This is a genomic window from Vampirovibrio sp., from assembly GCF_041737375.1.
Taxonomy (GTDB): domain Bacteria; phylum Cyanobacteriota; class Vampirovibrionia; order Vampirovibrionales; family Vampirovibrionaceae; genus Vampirovibrio.
The window spans coordinates 87,130-100,232 of the sequence record NZ_JBGSRV010000020.1 but is presented as its reverse complement, the minus strand read 5'-3'; the positions used below and the strand labels follow the sequence as shown (position 1 = coordinate 100,232).

Genomic DNA, 13,103 nt, shown 5'->3' with positions numbered 1-13,103 from the left:
GCCCTGCTATCCACTTTCCGCTACGACATCGTTTAAATCTATTGAAACCGGCTAACGCTTTGAAAACCGTTACACCGACATATGACTCACTTCCTGATAAGCGGCCACCATCTTGTTGCGCACTTGCATGGCCAGTTGCAGCGATAATTCCGCTTTTTCGCCCGCAATTAACACGTTGTGTAATTCAATATCCCCACCGGTGGCGTAAATTTGCTTGGCTTCGCCCGCTTCCGCTTCCAGTTGGCTAATATGGCCTATTTGCTCTTTCAGGATATTGCCAAAGCTGTTTAAAACGCCGCCAATGCCATCGGCACCATTTTCCTGCTTGGCTTCCGCTTTTTTAATGGCCGAATCCGACTGCATGCGGCTAAGCAAAATATCGCTTCCGGCTAAATTATTGCTGATACTTTCCACGGTGTACGCTCCTGAATCCACTTGTAAGAAACGTGTCGTTTCTCAATTGCTAAATCTTATAAATCCTAAATTTCCAAAGCGGCCTGATTCATCCCTTTTACCGACTGCAAGGCGGTTACATTGGCCTCATAAGCTCTGGAGGCGGAAATCATATCCACCATCTCGGTTACCACATTCACGTTGGGCATTTCCACATAGCCCTTTGCGTCGGCATCCGGGTGTTGGGGGTCATAAACCATGCGCATGGGGTTTTTGTCATCTTCGTTAATTTGAGTCACCTGCACCCCCGCCCCGTTAAACTCGGCATGACTAACGCTGCCCGTGAGCAAAGGCCGCCCATTGGCCCCGATGCTTAAGCCATTTTTGGCCCCACGCATGGGAATGGAATCCCCGAAGTTGCCGCCACCCGGCATGGAAAACCGATTGCCCGCCTGCTCCATAATGGGAGCGAAAACCACATTTTTACGACGATAGGCCCCGATAGAACCATCCGGCTTGCGGGTGGTGTTGACGTTGGCCAGGTTGCTGGAAATGGCATCCATCCGCAAGCGCTGGGCGGTCAGGGCTGACGCCGTAATATCAAAAGAATCCATAATTAACTACCTCCACCGGTAATCACGGAGCGCAGCCCCCGGAAATAACCGCTTTCCATTTTGGCCACTGCGTTAAACCGTTCCGTATTTTTAGCCAGTTGCACCATCTCGGTTTCCACATCCACCGAGTTGCCGTCCATGCGGTATTCCATATCCTCGGCTTCGGTAAAGGCCGGATTGACCTCCTCTAAAGAGGCCGCCATATGGCCCACAGGAATATGTTCGCTGCGACTGACCCGCATAGGGAGCGGATCCTCATTAGAAGCTTGCTTACGGGCCAGAGAACCCTGCCCTTTGATCTCACGAATGGCGTGATTGAGAGCGCCTTCAAAGGTAACGTCCCGCCGTTTGTAATGGGGGGTATCCACGTTGGCCAGGTTGCTGGCAATGGCTTTATGCCGCTTGGATAAGCCATCCAGCGCCTTGTTCATTACCTGGGATGTGAGAGATGTAATTAAATCCATCGCTTAGTCCACACCAAATCTTTATTGATCTCACTCGTTTCCTTCTTTCAATTTAGATGAGCGCCCCCCGCTTTTCCTCATCCACAGGGTGTAACTTGCCTATTAAAGGCTCCGCCACATGGCCGATGTTTAGCGGCCAACTATCCGGCAAACTCCTGCGTCGCGTTTAACTTTGGCCATGCCTCCCTCCCAATACAATCGTTTCTGATCATCAGAACCGACTACCCAAAATTTCCGTTTTGCCAAAATTGAAAAGGGCACAAAAAAAGCAGGCTCGGTTTTAAGTTGTACAAGTTGATTGTGAGAATTAAGTTCGATGAAAATTGCAACTGAAAAACAAGCCTACCCTAGGCCCGATATCATAAATAGAGACAGAAAAGCATTTGTCCACAAATCCCCTCTTGCTTCAGCTGTATTATTTGGAAAAACCATAACCACTTCAAAGGAAGAAGTTACCCCTTCTGATCCGAAGCTAGAAAAGGAATTAGAGCGACTTATTCAAAGAGCGCCGAAAATTTTTGGTCAATTTTTCATCACAAAAGCTCAAAAGCCACTTTTCCAAAAAAGAGCCCAATATAACTTAAACCAGAATCCAGATTTATTAACCAGTGTTTTACCCTACCGGCAAATCCTGACTCAAAAGAACGATTTAAAGCATTTAAAACAATACGATGCTTTGGTTAACAACATTATGAACCAAGCTGAATTTTATGAAATGAAAACATTAAAGCCTGCAAAAAAGGCAATTCATAAACTTTATAACTTGCAGGATATTCCTACTCACCCTTTTAAAAAAAACGGCATTGACACGCTTTGGAAAATCATCAAGCTTTATGTGTCATTCCCTTTTAGCAAGCAGGCTAGAAACACTTTATTTAAAATAATTGTAGAGATAATGCAAGAAAACGCTAAGCACATCTCTGATCAAAGTTTATCCAAGCAGGTTTTACAGTCTGGCGCAGAACCATTGAAAGACCCTTCCACCCGTTACTTAATTGCCTCCAGCATTTCAGACATACTATTTAAAAATCCAGAGCAAGCCAAACAACTATTAACTGACTCCAAACATCCACTGCGTTTCATTATCGGAAAAGAGAGGGCATGGGCCAGCTCCGGGCAGTTTAAACCTGGCTTTAATTTAATTTTTCTAAATGAAGAATCGTTATGGCAAGAAGCCCTTAAGGGAATGAAGAGGCCTTATACCTCTCAACATGAGTTTATTCATGCTTTAAGCGATAGCACGGGTGGTGAAGTATTACCCAGCATGTCTGAAACACAAAAAAACCTTTTTTTAAAAGCCCGAACACAATTAAAAACGCTACATTCTAGAAAAGACGCAGGACCACCTGGCTGGATTCGCTCACTGTGGAATCGGCATACGGCAACCGGATTAAGAGGTTACGCTTTTTTCAATGATTTAGAGTTTTTGACAGTCACTTTGGACACCTTTAAATCAAACCCTCAGGAACTCTGCCGCACTCAGCCCGGAAAAGAGATTTATCAAATTTACAAAGAGATTTTTAAATTAGACCCGCTTCAAGACTTTAAAGCCGCTTAAAAAGTCCTGAGCTAACCTTGGGGAATGGGTGTCTTTTTGATATGCTACTTAGCATGTCGTGGAACGCTTTGGGAGGGAATCAAGATGGGGCATGTATCCGAGTATCAGGGAGAAACGGTTAATCCACTGGGGCTAAAAGGGATTGAGTTTATTCAATTTGCCACCCACGAGCCGGAATACGTGGACAAAGTGCTAAAGGGGTTTGGCTTTTCCAAGCTCATGAAGCATCGGGAGAAAAAACTGTTCTACTACCGGCAAAATGACATTCATGTGCTGGTAAACCACGGAGAAAGCGGGTACGAACGGGCTTTTGCCGAACAACACGGCACCTCCATTTGCGCCATGGGCTGGCGGGTAGAAGACGCCGAAACCGCCTGCCAAAAAGCCATTGAACTGGGGGCCAGCCCCTTTGAACCCGGTAAAATCGGGGATTGCGATTTGGCCTTACCCCGCATTTATGGCATTGGGGATAGCGTTATTTATTTTGTGGGCAACCCGCAATCCGTTAAACTGGATGCCGCCAACCCCAGCCAAACCAGCTTTCTGCAAAGCGAAGGCTTTGTACCGCTGGAATCGCCAGAAATAGTACCGGATAAAGGCTTTTTGGTGGTGGATCACCTCACCAACAACGTGTATAAAAACACCATGGCCTACTGGGCAAATTTTTACAAACATATTTTTGGGTTTAATGAAGTCCGCTATTTTGACATCAAGGGCCAAAAAACCGGGCTGACCTCCTTTGCGCTGCGCTCCCCGGATGGCTCATTTTCCATTCCCATTAACGAGGGGAATGAGTCCAAATCGCAAATTGAAGAGTACCTGCGGGAATACCGGGGCGCTGGCGTCCAGCATCTGGCTTTCCTGAGCGCCAACCTGCTGGAATCGGTTGAAAAGCTTAAGGGTACAGGTATTGAAACGCTGGATATCAGCGACAGCTATTATGATGAGGTCTTTGAGCGGGTACCCAACGTCACCGAAGACCGGGCAGGCATTCAGCGGCTGCAAATTCTGGTGGATGGTGATGAAGAGGGCTACTTGCTGCAAATATTCACCAAAAACCTGTTTGGCCCTATCTTTATTGAAATGATTCAACGTAAAAACCATCACGCCTTTGGCGAAGGCAACTTCAAGGCGCTGTTTGAGTCCATTGAGCGGGATCAGGAACGCCGGGGCGTATTGTAGGAGTGGAGCACATGCCGTCTGAGCCTTCTTCCGCAACCAACACCAGCCCTGGCTTGATTCATCCCTGGCTGGAGTGGATTAAGCAAGTTCACGCCATTGCCCGCTGGGGGCTGACTTATGCCAAAGATCCTTTTGATCTGGAGCGCTATGAAGTGCTGCTGAAATTAAGTGTGGCCATGATGGCCGACTTTGCCCAAATGGATACCTCTCGGGTGGAAGACCTGTTTGCCAATGAGGAAGGGTATCTTACCCCCAAAGTGGATGTGCGTGGCGTAGTGTTTCAAGCGGGCAAGCTGCTGATGGTGCAAGAAAAATGGGATAGTCGCTGGACCATTCCCGGTGGATGGGCCGATATTGGCCTCAGCCCCGCTGAAGTAGCGGCCAAGGAAGTGCAAGAGGAAGCGGGACTGGAAGTTCGCCCCGTTAAAATGCTGGCCATGCTGGACAAAAAATTCTATTCCCACCCCATTTCGCCTTATCATATTTATAAGGTGTTTATGGCTTGTGAAATAACGGGTGGAAGTATCTCCACCGGGCTTGAATCCCAAGGGGTTGGCTTTTTTGGGCCAGATGAGCTGCCTGAGCTTTCTACCCAGCGCATTACGCCTGAGCAAATCGCCCTTTTATTTGAGCATCACCGTAACCCGGATCGACCCACCGACTTTAATTAACAGGCGGCTTTTGTTTAGCAAGCTGACTGGACAATTGCACCAAATCGTTATGCAGTTGGCTAAAGCCCAGGGTCAAAATGTCCACTTGCGCGTGATTGGCGGTTCCTGGCTTTAAATGCGCCTGACGCCGATTTTGCTCCATGGCGTTTAAAAAGGCTTTATTCATGTCAGGTACGTTCACGTTTTGTATCGACATACTCAAAAAAATCCCACTCCACTGGTATGAATGCCATCATACAACCTCAAAACCATAAGGCCAGCAAAACACAACCCGCAAGATACCCCCCGCAAGACACACAAGGAAGCGCTTATTTTTTAAAAAAGCCTTTAAACAAACCAAGAATCCCTTCCCCGGCAGACGCCTGAGCGTTCGGGTGCTGGGTTAACTCGGCTTCATAAGCCTGCTTGGCGATAGAGTGGTAATACCAGGCCAAAGAATCCTCTTTACCGTTCTCAAAGCGCTTCTGGGCTTTATCCAACGGGTAAATCACATCGATAGGACCCACTTCATTCACTTCGGGCTGGCCCTGTTCGTTCCAGTGGCCGCCCAAATGGCGGATAATCACTTCACCCACATAGCTGCCAATTCTTAATAGCAGGGTTTCACCCACGTCCTTGGCGCTATTGCTGTCAAAATGCTCACTAATAAACTGATCGAGGCGCTGCAAGCTTTCCACCGAATAATCCAGCTGGATTTGAGGGGCCATTTCGCCCATGGTGGACAAAAAAGTGCCTGCTTCTTCCTGATAACGCGACTGAGGGGCGGGCTGTGGGGATGCCATACCGTTCTAACGCTCCTTGGGAATTTTTTGGGGAAAAGCCTATAGCTACTTCTATTATACAAAGCCATTGCTTGTGGAGCATCCCTCTGAAAAAAGGAGTTTTCGCAGGAAACATCCGTTCAAACCAAAACCCGCCTTTACAAACGCAAAGGCGGGTTTTCAAGTCATTCAAAGTTTTTTAAAAAACAGGCTTAATAGAGGAAGCCATCTTCTTCCATGCGGTTGATGACCGCTTCCAGCTCGTGCCGGGGGTTTACCAGAGACAAACGAACAAATCCCTCGCCGGTTTTGCCAAAGGCCGTTCCGGGAACCAGCACCACCCCTGATTTTTCCAGCACGTCAGCGGCAAATTTCTCGCAAGAGGTGTAGTTACGGGGAATGGGCAACCACAAGTAAAAAGTGGCCTTGGGGGGATTGAGATCTTCCACCGGCCAACCCAAACGCTTGAAGCCAGCCACCATCATTTTCTGGTTCTCGGCGTACATCTGGTTGCAGTTTTTAATGTACTGATCGCACTCGGGGCTGGTGAGGGCAAAGGCGGCCGCTTTTTGCACCGCTCTGAAGATGCCGCTGTCCATGGTGCCTTTTACTTTGGCCAGAATACCCACCGCATCGGCGTTGCCCACCGCAAAACCAATCCGCCAGCCAGTCATGGCATAGGGCTTGCTCAGGCTGTGGAATTCAACTGCCAAATCCTTGGCCCCTGCCACTTCCAGAATACTGTGTGGCGCTTCCTGCCCGTTAAAGTACATTTCAGAGTAGGCCACATCGCTAATCACCAGAATCTGATGCTTGCGGGCAAAGGCCACGACTTGCTCATAGTAGCTAAATGGAGCGGTGGCCCCGATGGGATTGCTGGGATAGTTGATAATGACGGCTTTTAAACGGGCCGGATCGAAACCGTCTTTTTTCAAATTCTCAACAGCCACATCCAAGTCCGGCAGGTAGTTGTTTTCAAGGTTCAGCGGAGTGGGGTAACTATGGCCACCCGCGATTTCAATGGCATCCACATAAGAGGCGTAGCCGGGATCGGGGGTTAAAATAATATCCCGTTCCTTCATATCCAGCCGGGGGGTGATAATGGCCCGAAACATATTGGCCAAGCCTTCTTTGGAGCCAAGGAGAGAAGTAACTTCAGTGGCCGGGTTTAGGTCCACCCCAAACCGGGATTTCATGCGCTGGGCAATGGCATCCAGCAAAAACTTTTCGCCCTTGGGTACCGAGTACGTGTGGATGTTGGGTTCGGACAACGTTTTTACAAAGTAGTCCAGCAGGGCTTTGGGAGGCTCGATGGTGGGAGCGCCAATGCTCATTTTGATTGGCGGGCGGCCTTTTTTCTCCAGCTCGGGGGTTAATTCCACTACCCGAGCCGAAATACGGAACATAATATAGGTTTCCATATTGGCGCAGTAGTCGGAATACAGATTTTTAACGCTAAATTCACCGGATTTGGCTTCAGAAAGGGTGGTCATGGCCGGATGGTTCCTTTATGGTGCTTTAACACAGAGCGAACACGAAACGGGAATGCAAGAAAACAGAGCCCACAAGGCACTAAAAAATGCTGGAAGATGGGGGTAAAAACTATCTATATATACCACAAAGCCAAAAAATAGGACGAAGCCCAAACCAAACCTTGAACAGTCACTCAAGCCCTTTGGGGCAGCGCAAATACGCTGGAATCACTATTTTTTGTTTTTAAAACGCTGAAAAAATAGTTGCAGGGGTAAGGCCACTATTGCAAATACAGCGGAAACAGAACTGCCCACGGTGATCACCAGCTCTTTAAAAACATCCTTAAACACAGCCCAAAAATCTTTCAGCGTCCATGGCTCTGATTGCTTCACCGTCGGAGCGGCTTTTTGAGGGGCCTTTCCTGAAAAACAAGGTTGGCTAAATTGACCAGAGTACTTTGGAACTACCCTGTTGTCAGGAACAAAACGCAAGTGATAAATTCTGCTAAACATGATCTCCTTAAACATTAGGTTTGCTTATGTTGATGGAATATTGCGAGTTTAAGAGGCACCCATAGCAGCCCTTCTTTTATGATTTTATGCCTTAGCAAAGAAACTTAACTACATTCAACAAACCCTCGCTCATGAATGAAAAAACGGCTTTAAATCTTTTAACGTACCTGAAAAAATAATGGTGCTGCTAATGGTTCAACTTTTTTCAAACCTTCAAGCAAAAGCGGCGCTTCGCTGGTGTGAAGCGCCGCTTGATGCTGGTTAAAGGGTGTTTTATGCCTGGATATGGGCTTCCAGAAACCACAGTCGCATATCAATATTACGAGATATCTGGGTGTACAAATCGGCGGTGGTGGCATCGCCTAACTCGTCGCAGGTGTCAATCGCTGTGCGAATATGCGCACCGAAGGCCGCAAAGCGTTCTACCAATGCTTTAATATGCTCCAAACCGGTAAAAATATCGTGGGGATATTCCGGTAAAATGGAGTTTTGGGCGGCCAAGCGGGCAGTACCCATAGCGGTTCCGCCTAATGTGGTGACCCGTTCGGCTATCAAATCCACAAATTCCTCAACTTCACCGGCAATTTGATCAAACAATTCATGCAGCTGGTAAAAATCTTTGCCTTTGACGTTCCAGTGGGCCTGCTTCACATGGGTTTTCAGGTCCAGTGTGGCTGCCAGAGACTGGTTCAGCAATTCAACCACTTTGAGCCGGGTCGGTTCAGACAAGTCAATTCGGGTGGAATGTAAAGTCTGCTTGGTGGATGCTTTGGGCATAGTCGCCATATGGTTCTCCTTCGTTCAAATAGGTAGGGTTGTGTCCTGCAAATTCTGGCCCGAGCCTCGGATGCGAATAGCGTCAATCTCTGTTGACTTGATTCTATTGAACCCAAAACCCGGATGAATTGATATTAGCCGAAAGCCTTATAAATCCAATCATCCTCCTCGGGAAGCAACATTTCAAAGCAGGCTCACCTAAAATCATCGGATAAGCCTACCCCCGGCAAGCTTACCCGATGATAGAAAGGCTTAAGGCTTTTTTATACGGCGGTTCTGCCCCCACCAATCACTCGAATCAGGAAAACAGCGATGGCGACCACCAATAGAATATGGATAAAACCGCCCATGGTGTAATTAGAAACCATGCCTAACAACCAAAGTACTAGTAAAATGGTAAAAACAGTCCACAACATAATAAAACCTCACTTCCCGATCAGTAAATCAATGCCAACCCAACCAAGGCTGTCAATAAAAAATATATAAACAAAACTGCTGTAATTTGATATTTTACAGAAACGAGGGCGTTACAGATATGACCCACTAGAGGGTAGCCCGTTGGGTACTAGAGAGTAGGCCAAAGAATGTAACCCCAACCCTGCAAAAAAAATGCGCTTAAACCAAGCCCTTGGAGGGTTTGCTTTTTAAGGTAATGCTGGGTTCCTGCACATAAAGTGGCTTTACCGCATCCCAACGCTGCTGAAAACGCTGACCATAGCGAGCAATCAAACTCAGCATCGGCTGAACCGGACTGAACGCTTCTGAAATCAACTGGGGAGAGCAGTCCGAACCAAACAAGGGCCTCAGCGTTTCAGCAATCAACAAAGTCGATGCCGAGCCAGACATTTCACCAGACTCTAACAGCTTGAGTATTGGTGTTTGCAAGTAAACAGGGCCATTTGCCCTAAAAGAAAGCGTGGCCATATAGGCCCGGCTCCGCAGGGCATCTATATAAACCGAAACCGGAGCATCCGCCTCAAAAGCCAGCAATTCAAAAGCGTTAAAGGTGTAAACCGGAATTTTTAAAAACTGGGCCAGGGTTCGTGCCGTAATAATGCCGGTACGAATACCCGTAAAGCTACCAGGCCCCAGGTTCACCGCCAGAGCCGTCAAGCACTGCGGGGTTAAATCTGCTTGCTGAAGCAGTGCCTGAATGGCTGGCACAATGACAGCCGAGTGATAGCGATGAGACTGGCAAGGCTGACAAACTTCCACCAGTACCTCTCCATTGCGGCTTAAGGCCAAATGCAGGCGAGCGGTGGTGGTGTCCAAATGCAAAATAGTCTCCGCCGCCATTATGACAAGCCTCCGGCATCGTCTGTCATTTCAAACAAAGGACGATTTGAGCTGATTTCAATGAATCGTGACTCCGGCAAGGCGGGATCGGCCACGTGCTGAATGGACAGGCTGAGCGTAATCAGCGCATCCAGAAAAGGACCGTATTCGGCCCACTCTACCAAAACCACCGAACGACCTTCATCAACCAGCGCATAAAGCTCTTCGGCTAAAGACGCCGTGTTTTGCGGGCCCAGTCGGTATAAATCCAGATGAATCAGCGGGTAATCGCCACTGTGGTATTCATTCATCAAGACAAAGGTGGGGCTGCTAATGGGCTCCTGAATACCCATGGCTCGCCCTAACGCTTGGGTGAGTGTGGTTTTGCCAGCCCCCAGCGGGCCATTCAGCGCCACCAAATCACCCGGCTTCAAAAAGGCAGCCAATTGAACCGCAAAGCGCTCTAGCGCTTGCAGGGAAGAAATTGGCAAACAGGATTGATAAGTCAGGGTAGCCATGCTTTTTGTTGCTTGAAGGGGCTATGGATATGGTAACCTTATACCAAATCGCAATCAAACAGAAGCCTGCTTGATTGCTTGGCGTGGGCCGGGTAAGCTTATAACTTGCCGGAAGCGTTCCGCACCCCGGTGTCTCTTTTGGGAAACGGCAAGACGTTAAAGCGTATATTTTGGGATTTTTGACCGTTGCCGCCTACCCAAACTTATCAGTGAATAGGGAACAAAGACTGAAATGATTTCCAGTAACGACTTTAAAACCGGTTTAACCATTATTGTGGATGGAAACCTTTGGCAGATTGTTGAGTTCTTGCATGTAAAACCGGGAAAAGGCGCTGCCTTTGTTCGCAGCAAGCTTAGAAACGTAGAAACAGGACAGGTTCTGGAAAAAACGTTCCGGGCCGGTGAAAAAGTAGACACTGCCCACCTGGAAAAGAACGAAATGCAATTTTTGTTCACCGATGGGGAAGAGTTCACATTTATGAACACCTCTACCTTTGATCAGGTGGCCATTCCCAAGTCTTCAATCGGTGATGGGGTTAAATACCTGAAGGAACAGATGAATGTTCATATCCTATTCCACGGCACCAAAATTATCGGGGTGGACATTCCCACACACGTTGAATTAAAAGTAACAGACACCCCACCGGCAGAAAAAGGCAACACCGCTCAAGGGGGCACCAAGCCTGCCACCCTGGAAACCGGGGCCGTGGTCAACGTGCCTTTCTTTGTGGAAATTGGAACCACCATTCGGGTTGACACCCGTGATAACAAGTATCTGGATCGGGTATAGGCGGTAGGACGAGATGGATATTAATACAGAAAAAATTCGTGAACTGGCCGATTTGGCCCTTGAAAAAAAACTGGCGGAGCTGATTGTGAGCGACGGCGATAAAAGCGTTACCATTAAGCTGCCCGGCTACAACATTCAACCCATGTTGCATCAGTCTCCGGGCCATCAGCCCATGGTTTACACCCCTGCCGCTCCGGCGCCAGTGGCTGAAATCCCTGCGGTCTCCTCGCACACCGTGAATGCGGAAAGCGCCAAAGCGGCCTCATTGGAAGACAAGTACAGCAAAGTGACCTCCCCCATGGTGGGCACCTTCTATTCTGCCCCCTCACCGGACTCTCCCGATTTTGTCAGCGTGGGACAAAACATTTCCAAAGGGCAAACCGTGTGTATTATTGAAGCCATGAAGATGATGAACGAGCTGGAATCCGAAGTGTCGGGCAAAGTGGTTCGCATTTTAGTGGAAAATGGCCAGCCTGTTGAATTTGGTCAAGCCATTATGCTGGTAGAGCCTGCATAACCAACACGCCTGTTTTTTGAATTTGCGTGTTTGCTTTTACAACAACCGAATGACGCTGATCAATTTATCGCTTCTCTTTGTGTTTCTTCATCAAACAGTTAGCTAACAACAAGGAATTGTAACGTATGTTCAACAAGGTGCTTGTTGCCAATCGAGGTGAAATCGCACTTCGTATCATTCGTGCTTGTCATGAACTGGGTATCAAGACGGTCGCCGTCTACTCCCAGGCAGATGAGGAAAGCCTTCATGTCCAGCTGGCTGATGAGGCTTACTGCGTGGGGCCAGCCCAGTCTGCCAAAAGCTACCTGAATATCCCCAATATTATGAGCGTGGCCCTGATGTCGGGGGCGGAAGCCATTCACCCCGGTTATGGCTTTTTGGCGGAAAACGCCACTTTTGCTGAAATTTGCGCCGATCACCAGGTGAAATTCATTGGGCCTTCTGCCCACATGATTCGCACCATGGGCGATAAGGCCACCGCCAAAAAAACCATGGCCGATGTCGGCGTTCCGGTGGTTCCCGGACTGGATGGCACCATTGCCGATGCCGAGCTGGTGAAAGGCTGGGCCAAGCATGCCGGTTATCCCATTATTGTGAAAGCCACTGCGGGCGGCGGCGGTAAAGGCATGCGGCTGGTTAAATCCGAGGATGAAGTGGAAACCCAGCTGGAAATGGCCCGTGCTGAAGCCAAAGCGGCTTTTGGCAACGATGAGGTCTATATTGAAAAATACATCCTCAACCCGCGCCACGTTGAGTTTCAGGTATTGGCCGACCAGTTTGGCAACGTGGTTCATCTGGGAGAGCGGGATTGCTCCATCCAGCGCCGCCACCAAAAACTGCTGGAAGAAGCGCCCAGCCCAGTGGTTACCCCCGAAATCCGGGAACGCATTGGCAACATTATTTTAAAAGCCATTCGCAAAATTGGGTACGAAGGGGTAGGAACCATTGAACTGCTTTGCGACAGCGATTTAAATTTCTACTTTATGGAAATGAACACCCGCATTCAGGTAGAGCATCCGGTAACTGAAATGATTACCGGTATTGACCTGATTAAGGAACAAATCCGGGTGGCTTGCGGTGAACCGCTTCGCATTACCCAAGATGACGTGGTATTGCGTGGACATGCCATTGAATGCCGCATTAACGCCGAAGATCCCGATAAAAACTTTATGCCTTGTCCTGGCTCCATTGATGGCTATGTGGCACCCGGTGGCCCAGGGGTTCGGGTGGATAGCCATATGTACTCTGGCTACAAAATCCCGCCGTATTACGATTCACTGGCCTCTAAACTCATTGTATGGGGCGCGGATCGCGAAGAGGCCATTGCCCGTATGAAACGTGCTTTAAACGAGTACGCCTTAACCGGTATTAAAACCACCATTCCTTTTCACCTCAAGCTGATGGACAACCCCCATTTCAAAGAGGGCAAAGAGGTTTACACCGACTTTATTGTCCGTCACTCATTGGTTTAAATACGGTTTTTTAATTCAAAGCACTCCTGATGACCTTAGGAGTGCTTTTGACGTTGTATTGATATCTTTATTATGGATGTTTCCTGATATTTTTTTACACGCCAGTGGGCAATCCCCGGCCAAAAA

Annotated in this window: 17 protein-coding genes; 6 read left to right on the top strand and 11 right to left on the bottom strand. The window is 48.3% G+C overall.

What is annotated here, in order from left to right:
* Nucleotides 1-69: 69 nt before the first annotated feature.
* The 3 genes from fliE to flgB all read right to left on the bottom strand — a co-directional run bounded on the left by fliE (nucleotide 70) and on the right by flgB (nucleotide 1,471).
* Nucleotides 70-414, bottom strand: coding sequence for a flagellar hook-basal body complex protein FliE (gene fliE / locus ACEW81_RS13470; protein ID WP_373533516.1), 345 nt, complete (start codon nucleotides 412-414; stop codon nucleotides 70-72).
* A 65-nt stretch (nucleotides 415-479) separates the two neighbouring features.
* Entirely contained in the window at nucleotides 480-1,007 is a 528-nt protein-coding gene (gene flgC, locus ACEW81_RS13465) for a flagellar basal body rod protein FlgC (protein ID WP_373533515.1), read from the bottom strand.
* 2 nt (nucleotides 1,008-1,009) lie between these two features.
* Entirely contained in the window at nucleotides 1,010-1,471 is a 462-nt protein-coding gene (gene flgB, locus ACEW81_RS13460; protein WP_373533514.1) for a flagellar basal body rod protein FlgB, read from the bottom strand.
* Nucleotides 1,472-1,787: 316 nt separating this feature from the next.
* Between flgB and ACEW81_RS13455 the strand changes: the two genes are divergently transcribed.
* The 3 genes from ACEW81_RS13455 (at nucleotide 1,788) to ACEW81_RS13445 (ending at nucleotide 4,882) form a co-directional block, all read left to right on the top strand.
* Complete coding sequence (locus ACEW81_RS13455) at nucleotides 1,788-3,029, top strand: hypothetical protein (protein ID WP_373533513.1); 1,242 nt, start codon at nucleotides 1,788-1,790, stop codon at nucleotides 3,027-3,029.
* 84 nt (nucleotides 3,030-3,113) lie between these two features.
* The gene (gene hppD, locus ACEW81_RS13450; protein ID WP_373533512.1) at nucleotides 3,114-4,211 is read left to right on the top strand and encodes a 4-hydroxyphenylpyruvate dioxygenase; all 1,098 of its coding nucleotides are present in this window, start codon (nucleotides 3,114-3,116) and stop codon (nucleotides 4,209-4,211) included.
* 11 nt (nucleotides 4,212-4,222) lie between these two features.
* A complete protein-coding gene (locus ACEW81_RS13445; RefSeq protein WP_373533511.1) occupies nucleotides 4,223-4,882 on the top strand; it encodes an NUDIX hydrolase in 660 nt (219 codons plus the stop codon).
* On the opposite strand, the gene ACEW81_RS13440 is transcribed toward ACEW81_RS13445, so the two are convergent.
* From ACEW81_RS13440 to tsaE, 8 genes are all read right to left on the bottom strand, one after another.
* Nucleotides 4,875-5,078, bottom strand: a complete 204-nt coding sequence (locus tag ACEW81_RS13440; protein ID WP_373533510.1) for a hypothetical protein — start codon at nucleotides 5,076-5,078, stop codon at nucleotides 4,875-4,877. The genes ACEW81_RS13445 and ACEW81_RS13440 overlap by 8 nt on opposite strands.
* A gap of 112 nt (nucleotides 5,079-5,190) precedes the next feature.
* Nucleotides 5,191-5,664 carry a hypothetical protein gene (locus tag ACEW81_RS13435; protein ID WP_373533509.1) on the bottom strand — a complete coding sequence of 158 codons (474 nt, stop codon included), beginning with the start codon at nucleotides 5,662-5,664 and terminating at the stop codon, nucleotides 5,191-5,193.
* Between the two features lie 191 nt (nucleotides 5,665-5,855).
* Nucleotides 5,856-7,136 carry an aminotransferase class I/II-fold pyridoxal phosphate-dependent enzyme gene (locus ACEW81_RS13430; protein ID WP_373533508.1) on the bottom strand — a complete coding sequence of 427 codons (1,281 nt, stop codon included), beginning with the start codon at nucleotides 7,134-7,136 and terminating at the stop codon, nucleotides 5,856-5,858.
* A gap of 210 nt (nucleotides 7,137-7,346) precedes the next feature.
* Complete coding sequence (locus ACEW81_RS13425; protein WP_373533507.1) at nucleotides 7,347-7,628, bottom strand: hypothetical protein; 282 nt, start codon at nucleotides 7,626-7,628, stop codon at nucleotides 7,347-7,349.
* A 273-nt stretch (nucleotides 7,629-7,901) separates the two neighbouring features.
* Nucleotides 7,902-8,414 (bottom strand): DNA starvation/stationary phase protection protein Dps, encoded by a 513-nt coding sequence (dps, locus tag ACEW81_RS13420; RefSeq protein WP_373533506.1) that lies wholly within the window; start codon nucleotides 8,412-8,414, stop codon nucleotides 7,902-7,904.
* A gap of 254 nt (nucleotides 8,415-8,668) precedes the next feature.
* Entirely contained in the window at nucleotides 8,669-8,821 is a 153-nt protein-coding gene (locus ACEW81_RS13415; RefSeq protein WP_373533505.1) for a lmo0937 family membrane protein, read from the bottom strand.
* 199 nt (nucleotides 8,822-9,020) lie between these two features.
* A complete protein-coding gene (tsaB, locus tag ACEW81_RS13410) occupies nucleotides 9,021-9,701 on the bottom strand; it encodes a tRNA (adenosine(37)-N6)-threonylcarbamoyltransferase complex dimerization subunit type 1 TsaB (protein WP_373533504.1) in 681 nt (226 codons plus the stop codon).
* Nucleotides 9,701-10,198, bottom strand: a complete 498-nt coding sequence (gene tsaE, locus ACEW81_RS13405; RefSeq protein WP_373533503.1) for a tRNA (adenosine(37)-N6)-threonylcarbamoyltransferase complex ATPase subunit type 1 TsaE — start codon at nucleotides 10,196-10,198, stop codon at nucleotides 9,701-9,703. The genes tsaB and tsaE overlap by 1 nt, the downstream gene beginning before the upstream one ends.
* 232 nt (nucleotides 10,199-10,430) lie before the next feature.
* Between tsaE and efp the strand changes: the two genes are divergently transcribed.
* The 3 genes from efp (at nucleotide 10,431) to accC (ending at nucleotide 12,977) form a co-directional block, all read left to right on the top strand.
* A complete protein-coding gene (efp, locus tag ACEW81_RS13400) occupies nucleotides 10,431-10,988 on the top strand; it encodes an elongation factor P (RefSeq protein ID WP_373533502.1) in 558 nt (185 codons plus the stop codon).
* Nucleotides 10,989-11,001: 13 nt separating this feature from the next.
* Entirely contained in the window at nucleotides 11,002-11,505 is a 504-nt protein-coding gene (gene accB / locus ACEW81_RS13395) for an acetyl-CoA carboxylase biotin carboxyl carrier protein (RefSeq protein ID WP_373533501.1), read from the top strand.
* Nucleotides 11,506-11,630: 125 nt separating this feature from the next.
* On the top strand, nucleotides 11,631-12,977 hold the full coding sequence (accC, locus tag ACEW81_RS13390; protein WP_373533500.1) for an acetyl-CoA carboxylase biotin carboxylase subunit: 1,347 nt from the start codon (nucleotides 11,631-11,633) through the stop codon (nucleotides 12,975-12,977).
* Nucleotides 12,978-13,103: the final 126 nt, after the last annotated feature.